The following is a 13693-nucleotide window of genomic DNA, read 5'->3' as shown; positions in this document are numbered from 1 at the left end:
CCCTTAGAATTCATCGGAATAACCAGGGGGTTTTTCCAATGTCTATTCTAAGGGGTGCACTCCATCCCGGCAGCGCAGGTTCTTTTTTTGTGTGTATGATTTTGTTTAGAAATTGTTTAGGTTGATATTTTAGAATACAATTTGTATCCTACTTGAGGATACAAAAACTGAGAGTCGAGGGAGGGGACGGAAAATAGAAACTTGTAAATAGCCTCATAGAACAATTTGCCAGAGTTGAATGGAGTGAGGAAGTCCCTTGTGGAAGAAAAAAACAAGCATGCTGCTGGTCGTTCTTCTCGTCTTGATGCAGATGAGCGGAACCGGATTGCTGACGCGGGCTAATGCGGCAACGATCTCGAGCAATATCCTGACAAGCGTGTCCATGGCTGTGTACGACAGCAGCGGCAAGGTTGTGACGGACAGCGTGTACGAGCAAGGCTCCCGGGTACAGCTCGACTTCACGTGGGCGCTGCCGAACGGCCATGGATACGGGGATGGGGATACCTTTGCGTTCACACTGCCGCAGCAATTCCTGTTGTTTAACGACGTCAGCGGTCCGCTGCAGATCGACGACGAAGAGGTGGGGACGTTCCAAGTCACCGCTGCGAATCATCAAGTGGTGATGAGGTTTAACGACTACATTGAATCCCACGACAACGTCCAAGGCCTGCTGACCTTTCGGACCCAGTTTGACAGGGCGAAGATAACAGGCAGCACGACGCAGAAGATTACGGTTCCGGAAGGCGGAGCTCAAGAGTTTACGCTTCGCTTCAAACCGACTGTCTCGTCTACAGTTGCCAAGAGCGGCGTGCCGCAAGGCTACAATGCGAAGAACATCGATTGGACGATCGACGTCAATAAGGCGCTGGACTCCGTACAGAACGCCGTCGTGACGGATCCGATTCCAGCGGGGTTATCCGTTCCGGTCTCCGTTGCCGTCTATGAGCTGGATATGAATCTGAACGGCACGGGAACCAAAGGCGCTTTGGTCGATCCGGGCAAGTATACGGTGGACACGACGGGCAATACGTTGAAAGTCAGCTTTACGGACAGCCCGATTACATCGGCTTACCGGATTCAGTATACGACGCCGGTCACCGATATGGACAAGACCTCGTTCGTGAACAAGGCCATCTTCGGCGGCAGCAACACATCGAACGTGGAAGCGACGTCAACCGTCGCCGTGACGCGTGGAAAATCGCTAGAGAAAACATCGACGAAATATGATTCAATAACGCAAACGGTCTACTGGGAGATCAAGTACAACTACAACGAGAAGTCGATCGCGAAAGCGAATGCGTATCTGACGGATTTGTTCAACGATTCGCAGCAGCTGGTCAACGGTTCGCTGAAAGTGTATCCGGTCACGCTGGATCAGAACGGTAACGAGACGCTTGGCAGCGAGCTGCAGGCTTCCGATTATACGGTAGTCCCGGAGACAGCAACAGGCAAGACAGGCTTTAAGCTGCAATTTGCGCAGGATATTACTTCGGCTTATAAGGTCGAGTATAGAACACAATCCGTTAGCCGGGTTCTCGATAATGCGAGAATTACGAATGATGTAACCTCCGGCAGCGGGATAAGTACTTCGGCCTATCACGATGTGACTCAAGTCGTTCTGGTCAAGGGCGATGGAACGAAAGATTACCAAGCAAAAACGGTAGCTTGGACCATCACCTTAAACGCCGATAAGCAGCTGATGAAGGGCGTAACCTTAACGGATACGTTCCCTGCCAAAGGGCTCAGATTCATTCCCGGATCGCTTACGATTAAAGAAGGAAGCCCGGCAAGTACAACGCTAATCAGTCCTGCGGACTATTCGGTGGATGGCGCGATGACGGCCGATCAGGGCTTCAAGATCACGTTCAACAAAGATCTTACCGATCGGGTCACGATCAGCTACGTAACCGAATTTAATCCTGATTGGATCGATCCGTCGAAGAACACGAGCAATTATTCAAACACCGCAGATCTTACATGGACGGATGCTTCGAATACGAACCGCAATAAATCGGTAACGGATCCTTTCGAGCCTAGAAGCGAGTCGAAGAACAACGGCTTCAAGTCGGGTTTGTACAACGCCGTTACCAAGCAGGTTACGTGGACCGTCGGAGTCAACTACAACAGCAAAGCGATTGCGAATGCCATAGTAGAGGATCCGCTGCTGTTCAATCAGAAATTGGTCGACGGTTCTCTTGCCGTATACAATATGGTCGTTCCGGCTAGCGGCAATGCGTCGAAGGGAAGCCTAGTCGACAGTGCCGACTATACGTACTCGGTGACAGCAGATAACAAGCTGGTCGTTACATTCCGGAATCCGATCTCTACGCCGTACTATATTGAATTTAAGACGAGCCTGGACGGCGAACTAATCGACAGCACAGTCACGAATTCGGCCAGCATGTTCGACGGATCTGTTCCCGTAACCAAAGCTCTGATCGGCTCCGTCTCTATCCCTCAAGGCGGCGAATATGTGAATAAGACAGGAACGCAGAGCGGGGACAAGATCAACTGGAAGATTAATATCAACCGCGGCCAATCGACGGTAGCGGATGCGAAGATCGTCGATAACCCGAGCTCTAACCAACTGCTGCTGCCGGATACCTTCCATTTGTACGCGACGACAGTAGCGGTTAACGGCGACGTAACCAAGGGTACGGAGCTGATGAAAGGAACGGATTATACGCTTGCTTTCACGACCGACGATGACGGGAAGCAAAGCTTTGAGCTTCGCTTTACGAATGAGATCAGCTCCGCGTACATTCTGGAGTATCAATCGTTAATTGTAGCGAATGACAAGGACACCGTCTCGAACCAGGTCAGCTTTAGCGGCAATAACGTCACGACGGTAACGAAGAGCACTTCGGAGGACATCGTCGTGGGCGTCTCCAGCGGCTCGGGCACCGGCTCGGGCATCAGAGGCTCGCTGACCGTGAAGAAAACCGATTCTGCGAGCAGCAGCTTGATGCTGAGCGGCGCGACCTTCGAGTTGTACCGGAAATCGGGTTCAAGCAAGCTGCTGATCGACACGTTGACGACAGATACGACGGGAACTGTCGTGTTCAAGAAGCTGCTTGCCGGAGATTACGTTGTGAAAGAAACAACGGCACCGGCCGGCTATGTGCTGGATTCCAGCGAGCATCAGGTGACGATCAATTCGACAGCGGGCTTTACGCTGAACGTTGCGAACGTGAAGTCGACGACACCGCCGCCGACGGACCCGGTAACACCGCCGACGGACCCGGTAACACCGCCGACGGACCCGGTAACACCGCCGACGGATCCAGTAACACCGCCAACGGATCCAGTAACACCGCCGACGGACCCGGATCCGAAGCCAGATCCACAACCAGACACGCCGACGGATCCAGATCCACAACCAGACACGCCGACGGACCCGTCGCCGGAAACACCGACACCCGATCCGACGCCGGTAACACCGACACCGAATCCGACGCCAGTAACACCGAAGCCGACGCCGGTAACACCGACACCGGGTCCGACGCCTGTAACACCGGCTCCGGATCCAACTCCGGTAACGCCTACGCCAACACCACCGGTGACGCCGAGTCAACCTCCGGTAAAGAAGACGACGGATCAGGACACCCTGATTGAGGGAAGTATCGATCTGCCGCTCGGCGGCGTATCTTCGATCGGTAAACAACCGAATCACGGGAAGGCTACGATTGATCCGGATGGGCGTTGGGCCTATAGCCCCGATCCCGGGTATGTGGGGCAAGACGGATTTGGCATCAAAGTAAAGGACAAGTACGGCTTCGAAACGGAAATCTTTGTCGACATCGATGTCCAGCCAGTACCGCTCGCAGCTCCGGCTGTCACAAACGGCGGCGCGATGGAGCAATTGCCGCAGACAGGAGAATCCAGCCATCTGTTCACGGAAATTGGCGGAATCGCCCTGATCGCATTTGGATTCTTTTTAAGAAGAAGATTTGTGAAAAATTAGTTAACGTTATAGACTGAGACCGTAAATTGAAGCAGCGACAGCCAAGGACGAGGAAATAAAGTCCTAGACTGTCGCTGTTTTATTATACTATCGTTCTCCGTCCCTCAGTATTCATCATGTGCGAGAGCGGTTTGCCGGAAGCGGATCGCCCGAAGCGGTGTGGCGTCTGTGCTTCGGAGCGGTTGCCACACATCGGCATGGAACCTACACCTGCGGACAGGAGCGGCATGCTGCGGGTAAATCGGCGGGACTAACGGACAGCCCTGACGAATACCGTTCTAGAAAGAGCGTCATTCGGTCGGACCGGCGGTATTGCGGCGTACAAAGGCGGCAGCCGCGAGCAGGATTGCGGCCGACAGCAGCACAGCCATGGCGCCGGAAAAGAGCAGCGCCCCGATCGGCAGCGCCCACATCCACGCGGCTTGCTCCGGACCCTCTGCGGCAATTGCCGCCAAGGCGGCCGAGGCGTGTCCGCGCAGCGGCTGCAGCGGCGTCCACAGCAGCACAACCGTGCAGGCGGCCAGCAAGCCGTGCGCGAAGCGGGCGAGAAGGAAAGGCCCGTAGCGAATTGTTGTGCGGCTCATCAGGGAAATGGCCTGGGCATGGACGGATAATCCGGCCCAGGAAAGCACGAAGGCGGCTATAGCCGCTTTACTGACGAGCGGCAGACCGGCGTCCGCAGCCGCCGCTTTGGTGCCGAGCGTTACTTCGAACAGGCCGCTGACAACCGCTTGCGACAGCGAAGCCGGAAGCCCTGCCAGCTGCAGAGCCGTGCCGGCTGCGGCATGGAGCACACCCATAACCCCCGCAGAAGTAAGCACTTCGAGAATGACGGAGAAAAATACGACGAGTCCACCGACGACAAAGTTTAGCTGAAGCGCATTGCCGACCGCTTGGCTTAACAGCATGCCGATCGGCCTGCCGTCCTTGATTCTGGCATGGTGCATTGCCCGGAAGGCACGCAGCCAGATCGGACCAGCGGCCGCCGGTCCCGCTTCCGCCTCGGCGGATGGACTCAAGACTGTATCGGCGGGGGCTGCTTTTTCTTCCTTGCGGCCATAGAACCGCATGCCGATTCCGACCAGAACAGCCGAGCCATAATGGGCGATCCCGAGAATGACGGCCAGCGAAGCATCATGGAAAAATCCGACAGACACCGCTCCGATCAAGAAGATCGGGTCCGACGTCGTAATGAAGGAGACGAGTCGCTCGCCCTGCACCCGGGTGATCAGCTTCTGCTCCCATAGCTGTGAAGTCAGCCGCGCCCCGACCGGATAGCCGGAAGCGAAGCCGAGCGCCATCGCAAAGCCGCCGATGCCGGGGATGCGGAACAAGGGCCGCATAAGCGGGTCGAGCAGCGTGCCGAAGAAGTGCACGATACCGAAGCCGAGCAGCATCTCCGATATGATGAAAAACGGCAGCAGCGCCGGAAACAGAACGTCCCACCAAATCGAGACACCCCGCAGCGCGGCCGTCAGACTGGACCCGGGAAAAGCAAGCAGCAGCGCCGTTATCGTGAAGAGACCGGCGGCTACGACGGCCGTCATATAATTGTTCAAGTAACGCACTTCGCTCCCAACTCCTCTCTCGTACATGCTTATGTGCGGAGTCGGACAGACATGCCAGAACGGCGCGGGGCCGTGCCGAATAGGGCCGGGCGTTATTTTGTCGAAGGGGTTCCGAGATTGTCAGGGCATGTGGTACAATAGAACTAGAACGACATGGATTCTATAAGTTCCGGAGGGATGGCGATGATTGAAGTGATTGCCGGAATTTTGGTTTGTTTGTGCGTCTATGTCATCGAAGTGGCGAGAATAAATCCGTCGGAAGACGAAGTAGAGAATTACTAGACGTCTGTGGAGAGAACCGTCTGGAAAGCAGAGGTACAAACTGCATGGTGGAGCCCTTATTTACGGTTACGATTCATTGCGCTTTTTGCGCTAATTCATTTATGACCTCGCGGGTGCGGCCGAGCTTCAAGAAGGCTAGCAAGACCGACAGCGATTTTTGCCTGCATTACAAAGAGCACAATCCGGATTATTATGTCGTTCGCGTCTGCCCGTTCTGCGGCTTCGCCTCTACGGAGAGCTTCGTCACGGAACTTACGTCCGGACAAAAGGAAGCTTTCAAAGAGAAAATTTCCAAGCTGTGGACGATGCACGACTACGGCGGCGAGCGGGGCTGGGATGACGCGCTCGCGACATATAAGCTGGGGCTTCTTACGGCTCAGACGATCGGCGAGAAGGATCGGGTAATCGCCGGGATTCTTCATCATATCGCCTGGTTATACAGAGAAAAGGGAGATAGGACGAACGAGGACCGGTTCCTGGAGTATGCTCTCGATGCCTATATCAGCGTCTTCGAGAAGGAAGGCGTCGATTTGAACAACGCGCGGCTGATGTTCTTGATCGGCGAATTGAATCGGAGGCTGAAGCGTTATTTTGAAGCGGTAAAGTGGTTTGCACGGGTAGTCAACGATAAGAAAATCATGGATTCCGGCATGATCAGAGCCAGCCGTGAAGCGTGGATGACGACGCGCGAGGATATGCTGGCCGAGCAGCTGGAAGTTCCGGAGGAGTCGAAGCTGAAGTAAAATCATGTCGGGTATCGGCGGACGGGGTCCGTCCGGGGCCCGGCATTTTTTCTGGGGATTTTCGGGCGCACATCAAAATAGCGGATTTACAGACGCTTATTACATTGCGAAACCTTGAAATGGATGCCGTTCTCGGGTTATCGCAACGGATAAGCTGCTGCCAATCCGCTATTATTGTTATGCTCATGTCAAGTTGTCAAGTAACGCTCTTCGAAACCGCTATATTTGTGATGGTATAGCCTTGCGCCTATCCGGTCGACGAAGCGGCGGGAAGGTGGAACGTAAACCGGTTCTTGCCGCTCTTCTTCGAGGCATACAGCGCCTCGTCGGCTTCGGCAATGAGCTGCCCCAGCACGGCGCCCGGACGAGCGGCTACCGAAATGCCGACCGAGATCGTGATGCCCGGCTTGTCCGCTGCGGCCGCATTGTCCGGAACGCGATCATATTCGCTCCGCACTTGCTCGCATACCGCCTGGCACAGCTTGCCGGCATAAGCGCTTAGCGTCTCCGGGTCGGTGTAGTGGGACAACAAGATAAATTCTTCACCGCCGTAGCGGGCTACATAATCTTCCTCCGCAATCGTATGCCGCAGCACTTGACCGACTTCGCGGAGCAGCTCATCGCCGGCCAGATGGCCAAACCGATCGTTATACCGTTTGAAATTATCGATATCGATCATGAATATCGCTATGCGGCGACGGGATATCGTATCTTCCGCGAGCCGCATGAAGCTGCGCAGGTTGGCCAGCCGCGTCAAGCCGTCCTGGTTCGCCTGCAGCTCCAGCTGCCGCTGAAGCAGCCATGCTTTGTTATCGTCATTGTACATCTTGATGAGGATGACGATGGCGGCGGAACAGAGAATGAGCATATACAACTCCGGCATTAAGCCGGCAACGGTCGGCTGAACGGGATGGAATGCGTAGCCGATCAGAACATGGGCTATAAAAAATAGAAGCAGCGTACGGAAGCCGTCCGATAGCCGGATCGACTGAAAACCGGTCCGGTAGTCACGGTTATGAAACAATGCGCTGATCAGGGACGGCGCAAGCAGATTCTGGCACAGATGCAAAAAGAAATCGCTCTCATTCGTCCAGAAGCTGAATGCGGCGGGAAGCAGCATCGACAATACACAAATCGGCATGCCGAAGCAGAGCCCGGCCATGACGATCGGTGCAAACCTCAGGTCAATAATGCCGAAAGCGGAAGGGAGCGGCAGGAGCATCAGGATGATACTGGCCAGACCGGTCAGCACAGGGACGGCAACGATTTCGTAGGACTCCAGAAACCACTTGCTTCTAAGCTTGATTGCGATGTAGTTCAGCGTGACAAGCATACAGACGTTGCTGATCGGCAGCATCCATTCTTGCATTTGTATCGCCCCCCTCCCCTCACAGCTCCCTATCGGATTTGCACGTTAAAGTGAAAAAAAGGCCCCCCTGTCAACGGCGACGCAGGGGCCGGTCTGTAAGCAAATAGTCGCGATCGGCGTCCACAACCGTAACTTTGTGGCGGCAGCAAGGAAACACCAGCAGATGCTTCTTGCCGCCCTGGATCGACTTCAGCTCGGATGGCCTGAGCGGGAGCAAAACGTTCTCGGCGGAGCAAAACGGACAGCGCTGCACATACAGATCGTTCATATATTGCTCGTAAGGCCACGTATGATCGAATGGAAACACGGTTCTTAACTCTGCCCTTCTTCGGGCTTATCCGCCGAAGCGTCCGGCTGTGCACTGTCGCTCTTGGCAAGCTCGGCCAGCTTCTGCAGCAAAATATGCTGCGGCATATGCATGAGATGTTCGAGCGGCACGCCCAGCTTGGCTGCAAGCTTCTGGGCCGTTTCAGGGGAAATTTGCAGAGGTCGCATAGGAGAAAAGCCCCTTTCGAGATAGTTCGGCATGGCTATCTCTTATTGAATCACAATTTGGTCGCGGAAGCAATGACAAACGCCTAATTATTGGAAAGATTGCATAGGCTGTAATAGGGACATGCCCGGCTGCTGGCAAGCAAGCCGGAAGTATGTTTTAATGAGAATTAACATTTGGACAAAAAAGGGTGAGAATGATGACGCTACATACGCCTCTGGATCAAACCTGGGACCTCTCCGCCATTTTCCCGGGGGGCAGCGACTCGGCGGAATTCGCCGCATTCCTAGACCGGCTTGACACCGATATCGAGGAGTTCAAGAGCCGTTTGAACGGCGTGACCCCTCCCGCTGACGCGCAGGAAAGCGCTGGACTGGCCGATATTGTGGAACGGATGCAAGGACTGCTGATCCGGCTTCGCGAAGCCGGGTCGTTCACCGGATGCTTGACGGCGGAAAATGTGAAGGACAAGAAGGCGCTTCAGCTCAGCGGCAGAGTGAAGGTGCTGGGGGCTGCCTACGAAAGCTCGATGACCCGGTTTGACGAGCTGCTTACGAAAGTGGCGGACCCGGTATGGGAGCAGCTGCTCGTTAAGGAGCCGTTCGCATCCGTACGATTCGCCCTGAATGAGCGCCGCGAGCTGGCCGGCGAGAAGCTCCCGCCGGAGCAGGAAGCGCTCTTGACCGACCTCGCCGTCGACGGTTATCACGGCTGGAGCGATCTTTACGACACGACCGTGTCGCAGTTCCGGATGCCGGTCGAGGAAGACGGCAAAATCGTCGAGCTCTCGGCGGGGCAAGCGTTCAACAAGCTCCATACCCCGGATACGGCTAAGCGCAGGGAGCTGTTTGCCAAGTGGGAGGAGACGTGGGCGGAGAAGGCCGACTTCTGTGCGGAAGCGCTCAACCATTTGGCCGGCTTCCGTCTGAGCGTGTACAAGCACCGCGGCTGGGAATCGATCCATAAGGAACCGCTTGCCGTCAACCGCATGTCCAAAGCGACGCTCGATGCGATGTGGGGAGCGATCGAAGGCGCGAAGGACGCTTTCGTCGGCTACTTTGAGCGCAAGGCTGCCATGCTCGGGCTGGATAAGCTCGCTTGGGTCGATGTGGAAGCGCCGATCGGCAGCTCCGTACAAAAAATTTCTTTCGACGACGGCGCCAAGCTGATCGTGGAGCAGTTCCGCCAGTTCAGTCCGCAGCTGGCCGATTTCTCGGAGATGGCGTTCGAGAAGCGCTGGATCGAAGCGGAAGACCGCGGCGGCAAGCGCCCGGGCGGGTTCTGCACGTCGTTCCCGGCTGCGGGGGAAACGCGCATCTTTATGACGTTCGGCGGAACGATGGACAACGTGTCGACGCTCGCCCACGAGCTCGGACATGCGTATCACCAGCATGTAATGAACGACATGCCCGCGCTGGCCCAAGAGTATGCAATGAACGTAGCCGAGACGGCCTCGACGTTTGCGGAGATGATTGTCTCCGACGCACTCGTGAGCGCGGCGGCGACGGATGAGGAGCGGGTCACACTCATTGAAGACAAAATTCAGCGGGCTGTCGCCTTCTTCATGAACATTCACGCCCGCTTTATCTTCGAGACCAACTTCTATGCGGAACGGCGCAAAGGGCTGGTCAGCGTCGAGCGGCTGAACGAGCTGATGACCGAGGCGCAGAAGACGGCGTTCAAGGATGCGCTGAGCGGGTACCATCCGCATTTTTGGGCGGCGAAGCTGCATTTCTATATTACGGAAGTGCCGTTTTACAACTTCCCCTACACATTCGGCTACTTGTTCAGCGCCGGCATCTATGCGATTGCGAAGCAGGAGGGCGCGGCGTTCGAGGAACGGTACAAAGCGCTGCTTCGCGACACCGGCTCGATGACGGTCGAAGAGCTGGCGCACAAGCACCTGGGAGTCGATCTTACGAAGCAGGACTTCTGGCAGGGTGGGGTCCGAATGGCGGTGGAGGACGTGCAAACGTTCTTGAATTTGACCGAAAATATGGTACGCCGGTAGTATAGGCTGGGCTCCGCACTGTCGATATAATATGGATATGAACGAATGCTGACGCTGCTGCTGCAGCGCGAGAAGGAAGCGGTGGTACTAGTGTCTCTGGGCAATTGCAAAGACTGCGGTAAACTTCATCTGGCCACGACCTCGATCTACTGCAAGGAATGCATGAGCAAGCAGGCGAAGCTTTCTCAAGCGATCCGCAGCTTCTTGACTTCCCATCCGGGCGCGACCGTCATGGACGTGCAGCGGGAGATGGGGGTTCCGCTTCGTAAAGTTTTGGAGTATCAGCGCGGATAGTGACCATATACGAACAGACCGGAAGCCTGACGGCTTTCCGGTCTGTTTTTTCATATGGCCCGTTTCATGGACCGGGTACGACATTTTGCCGTATATTGTAAGAGAGTGCCATTGCCCGAAGGAGTGAAGCTTGATTTGAGAAAACTGATCTTGTTTCTGTTCGTTCTCGTTCTCATCTTGACAGGAGCTGCCGGCGCGGTCGTTTGGTACGTACAGCCGACCCGCGCGCTGGACCTTCAATACGAGAAGCTGTCCGTACCGGACAAAATCGCCGAGATGGTGCAGCGGCGGACGATGGAATTACGGCTGACCGAAGCGGATATGAATAACTTGATCAAAGCTTCCATGGCCGGACGGACGAATCTCCCGCATGATTTGCAGCTGACGGGAGTGTCCGCCGAGCAGCAAGGCGAGCTGCTGATCGTGGACGCCAACGTGCTGTGGCGCGACGCGATCGCAGCCGGAACGACGCTGACATACCGGATGTCGTACAGCGAACCCGATTTGATCCTGACCCGGGAATCGGTCCGTATTAAGGGTTATGAAATTCCTCCCGGCTGGCTTCAAACAGCGACGGAGTTCCGGTACAATCTGTACGATAAGCTGCCGAAGCTGATCGGTATCCAAGGCGTTGCGTTCGGCGAGAACGACCTGCGCATCGGCTTGAAGCTGCTTCGTTAAGCAGGGGGTTCGACTTCAGTCGTGTGACTGGCACCGTGCGCCGAGGGTTCCGCACGGCGCCGAGCCGTGCACCAGCTGAAACGCCTTTATCCGTTAGTGACTCGACGGCTGCTGAGCTGCGGTGCGCCGTTCGCGTCCTCCGGCAGCGGCAGCGGCCGCAAGCAGCACGAGCATGAGCAGCATCGCGGCTGCAAAGCTCCATACGGCCGCCGAGGCCCCCTCGGCGTCCATGATGCGGCCGACGAGCAGAGGAAGCAGCGAGCCGCCGAGTCCGCCCGCGGCGATAAGCAGCGAGGTCGTCCGTTCGGTCAGCGCCTCAGGCAGCAGCCGGTTGGCATAGATTAACGCGACGGCGAACATGCCGGCCATGAGCAGGCCGGAGGCGAGCACGAAAGCGAAAGCGCCGATCAAGCCGTTCGTGAACGCCAAGCCGACCAGGACAACGACGGTGCCCGCTACGCTCCACAGCATAAAGCTGCGGTACGTTACCGCTTCCGCGATATTGCCGGCGACGAGCCGTCCGATCACCATCGCAAGCCAGTAGGCCGTTACGCTGAGCGTAGCCGCCGAGCTGGTGAGCGACAGCTTGTCGGTAAACACCGACGGCAAATAGTTGACGATAGCGACTTCCGCACCGACGTAGAAGAAGAATACGCAAATGAACAACCCGAGCACGATCAGCCCTCTCGTACCGTAATGAGGAGCCCTGCCCGGTTGCTCCTTGCCGCGCTGCTGAACGGTCCCGGCGGCGGCGGCGGCGCTGTCGGCCACGCTGTCTGTCACGCTACCGATCCCGCTGTCTGTCACGCTGTCGGCCTCGCTTCTTCTCCTGCTTCCGGCAGCGCTCTCAGCCCCGCTGCCGCCAGCCCTCGTCTCCGCTTCATCCCGGGTTCGGAGTCCGCGCTTTCTCGCCCCAAGCAATTCGTCAAGCTCCCCGAACGACATCTTCGCCCAGACGGGAATCATTGCCAGCGCCGATATGCCGAGGACAAGGAACGACAATCTCCAAACGCCTTGCATAATCAAAAATGAGGAAATGAAAGGCATCAGCAGAGCTCCCAGACCGAAAAATACTTCCAGCCGGCTCATCGCCACCGCCTGCTTCTCCTTGGCGGCGATGAGGACGAGCGTTCCGATCCCGCCTTCCGTCAGGCCGAAGCCTAAGCCCGCCATACCGGCCAGTGCCATGGCGACGTTCCAGGGAGGCAGCAGCGAGAGCAGCACCTCGGCGCTGCCAAGCAGCAGCGCGGCGGTCAGCAGCGCACGGCGCCGGCTGATCGCTCCGGCGAGCCGGGGCATCAGCAGAACGCCGCACAGGAAGCCGGCGAATTCGATAAATACGATTCGGCCTCCATCGCTGTAAGTGCCCTGATAATGGGCAAGCAGCTCCGGGAGAACGGCCCCTAGAATGACGTGGGTAAAGCCTGTCAGCAAGTAGGCGAGGCATCCGATCCACAGCAGCTTCTTCATCGCGCACCCGTCTTCCCGGCAGCGGCGGCATTGAACTCCAGCGCCCAGGCGACCGCATCGGCGACACAAGCGGCTGTATGACGTGCCGAGGACCGAACGAGCGGATCGCAGCCGGCCATGGCGAAGCTGTGCGGCGTCAGCTCGAACATCGATACATCGTTAAAGGAATCGCCGATACAGAGCGTTTCTTCCGCCTTTAGTCCAAGCTCCTTGAGCAGCATCGCCAGCCCGGCTCCCTTCGTAACGCCATGAGGCATGATATCGAGACAGTCGACATCGGTAATATACGTCGTCACCCGTCCGCCCAGCTTCGTCTCGGCGTAAGCCTGCAGCCGTTTCAGCTCCGCCATTTCCCCGAAGTAGGAGAACTTGCACAGGCTGATGCCGCCGCCGCGAAGCGTTTCCGGCAGCTCCGGCATTAAGGTAGCTGGACGCTGCAGCCTCGGATTGACACGCTCCACGATCTCATTGGCCTCGGGGGTCACATTCAGCTCGCCCGTGCAGGCCAGCATCCCTACCTGGAAGCCGGCACCAAGTGCATACACTTCGCTGGCGAGCTCACGATCAAAGCCGGTAGCGTAGAGCGGCTTGCCGCCGGGTCCGAACACGTAAGCACCGTTAATCGAAACGATATACGGGGTAAGGCCGATCGATTGCCCGACATGCTCCATCTCGATGTGCAGCCGTCCGGATGCGAGGCACAGCTCGACGCCGGCAGCGGAGGCTTGCAGCAGCGCCGTCCGCTCCCGCTCATGAACCTGTTTGTCGTGAGCGAGCAGCGTGCCGTCCAAATCGCTTACTATAAGTTTAATCATCGT

General features: G+C 56.7%; 11 protein-coding genes. 5 read left to right on the top strand and 6 right to left on the bottom strand.

Going from position 1 to position 13693, the window contains the following annotated elements; genetic code table 11:
• Positions 1-256: 256 nt before the first annotated feature.
• Positions 257-3964: a collagen binding domain-containing protein gene (locus tag ACFFK0_RS09710; RefSeq protein ID WP_377469944.1), complete on the top strand. Its 3708-nt coding sequence runs from the start codon at positions 257-259 to the stop codon at positions 3962-3964.
• Positions 3965-4254: 290 nt separating this feature from the next.
• Here ACFFK0_RS09710 and spoVV read toward each other — a convergent pair whose 3' ends face one another.
• On the bottom strand, positions 4255-5511 hold the full coding sequence (spoVV, locus tag ACFFK0_RS09705; protein WP_377469959.1) for a dipicolinic acid transporter SpoVV: 1257 nt from the start codon (positions 5509-5511) through the stop codon (positions 4255-4257).
• Between the two features lie 347 nt (positions 5512-5858).
• Here spoVV and ACFFK0_RS09700 point away from each other — a divergent pair, with 347 nt between their 5' ends.
• Complete coding sequence (locus tag ACFFK0_RS09700; RefSeq protein ID WP_377469942.1) at positions 5859-6557, top strand: DUF2225 domain-containing protein; 699 nt, start codon at positions 5859-5861, stop codon at positions 6555-6557.
• 247 nt (positions 6558-6804) lie between these two features.
• Here ACFFK0_RS09700 and ACFFK0_RS09695 read toward each other — a convergent pair whose 3' ends face one another.
• The 3 genes from ACFFK0_RS09695 to ACFFK0_RS09685 all read right to left on the bottom strand — a co-directional run bounded on the left by ACFFK0_RS09695 (position 6805) and on the right by ACFFK0_RS09685 (position 8421).
• Positions 6805-7926 carry a GGDEF domain-containing protein gene (locus ACFFK0_RS09695; RefSeq protein WP_377469941.1) on the bottom strand — a complete coding sequence of 374 codons (1122 nt, stop codon included), beginning with the start codon at positions 7924-7926 and terminating at the stop codon, positions 6805-6807.
• A gap of 70 nt (positions 7927-7996) precedes the next feature.
• The gene (locus ACFFK0_RS09690) at positions 7997-8233 is read right to left on the bottom strand and encodes a hypothetical protein (RefSeq protein ID WP_377469940.1); all 237 of its coding nucleotides are present in this window, start codon (positions 8231-8233) and stop codon (positions 7997-7999) included.
• A gap of 5 nt (positions 8234-8238) precedes the next feature.
• A complete protein-coding gene (locus ACFFK0_RS09685) occupies positions 8239-8421 on the bottom strand; it encodes a YycC family protein (RefSeq protein WP_377469939.1) in 183 nt (60 codons plus the stop codon).
• A gap of 194 nt (positions 8422-8615) precedes the next feature.
• Here ACFFK0_RS09685 and ACFFK0_RS09680 point away from each other — a divergent pair, with 194 nt between their 5' ends.
• The 3 genes from ACFFK0_RS09680 to ACFFK0_RS09670 all read left to right on the top strand — a co-directional run bounded on the left by ACFFK0_RS09680 (position 8616) and on the right by ACFFK0_RS09670 (position 11405).
• Positions 8616-10430 (top strand): M3 family oligoendopeptidase, encoded by a 1815-nt coding sequence (locus ACFFK0_RS09680; protein ID WP_377469937.1) that lies wholly within the window; start codon positions 8616-8618, stop codon positions 10428-10430.
• A 45-nt stretch (positions 10431-10475) separates the two neighbouring features.
• Complete coding sequence (locus ACFFK0_RS09675; RefSeq protein ID WP_377469936.1) at positions 10476-10724, top strand: hypothetical protein; 249 nt, start codon at positions 10476-10478, stop codon at positions 10722-10724.
• Positions 10725-10859: 135 nt separating this feature from the next.
• A complete protein-coding gene (locus ACFFK0_RS09670) occupies positions 10860-11405 on the top strand; it encodes a hypothetical protein (RefSeq protein ID WP_377469935.1) in 546 nt (181 codons plus the stop codon).
• A gap of 93 nt (positions 11406-11498) precedes the next feature.
• Here ACFFK0_RS09670 and ACFFK0_RS09665 read toward each other — a convergent pair whose 3' ends face one another.
• Together ACFFK0_RS09665 and ACFFK0_RS09660 are read right to left on the bottom strand one after the other, a co-directional pair.
• Complete coding sequence (locus ACFFK0_RS09665) at positions 11499-12875, bottom strand: MFS transporter (protein ID WP_377469934.1); 1377 nt, start codon at positions 12873-12875, stop codon at positions 11499-11501.
• Positions 12872-13690: a Cof-type HAD-IIB family hydrolase gene (locus ACFFK0_RS09660; protein ID WP_377469933.1), complete on the bottom strand. Its 819-nt coding sequence runs from the start codon at positions 13688-13690 to the stop codon at positions 12872-12874. The genes ACFFK0_RS09665 and ACFFK0_RS09660 overlap by 4 nt, the downstream gene beginning before the upstream one ends.
• Between the last annotated feature and the right edge of the window lie 3 nt (positions 13691-13693).

It is taken from the genome of Paenibacillus chartarius (assembly GCF_042432825.1).
GTDB lineage: Bacteria > Bacillota > Bacilli > Paenibacillales > NBRC-103111 > Gordoniibacillus > Gordoniibacillus chartarius.
Note: the sequence above shows the minus strand (reverse complement) of the source record. Positions and strands in the feature narration are given on the sequence as shown.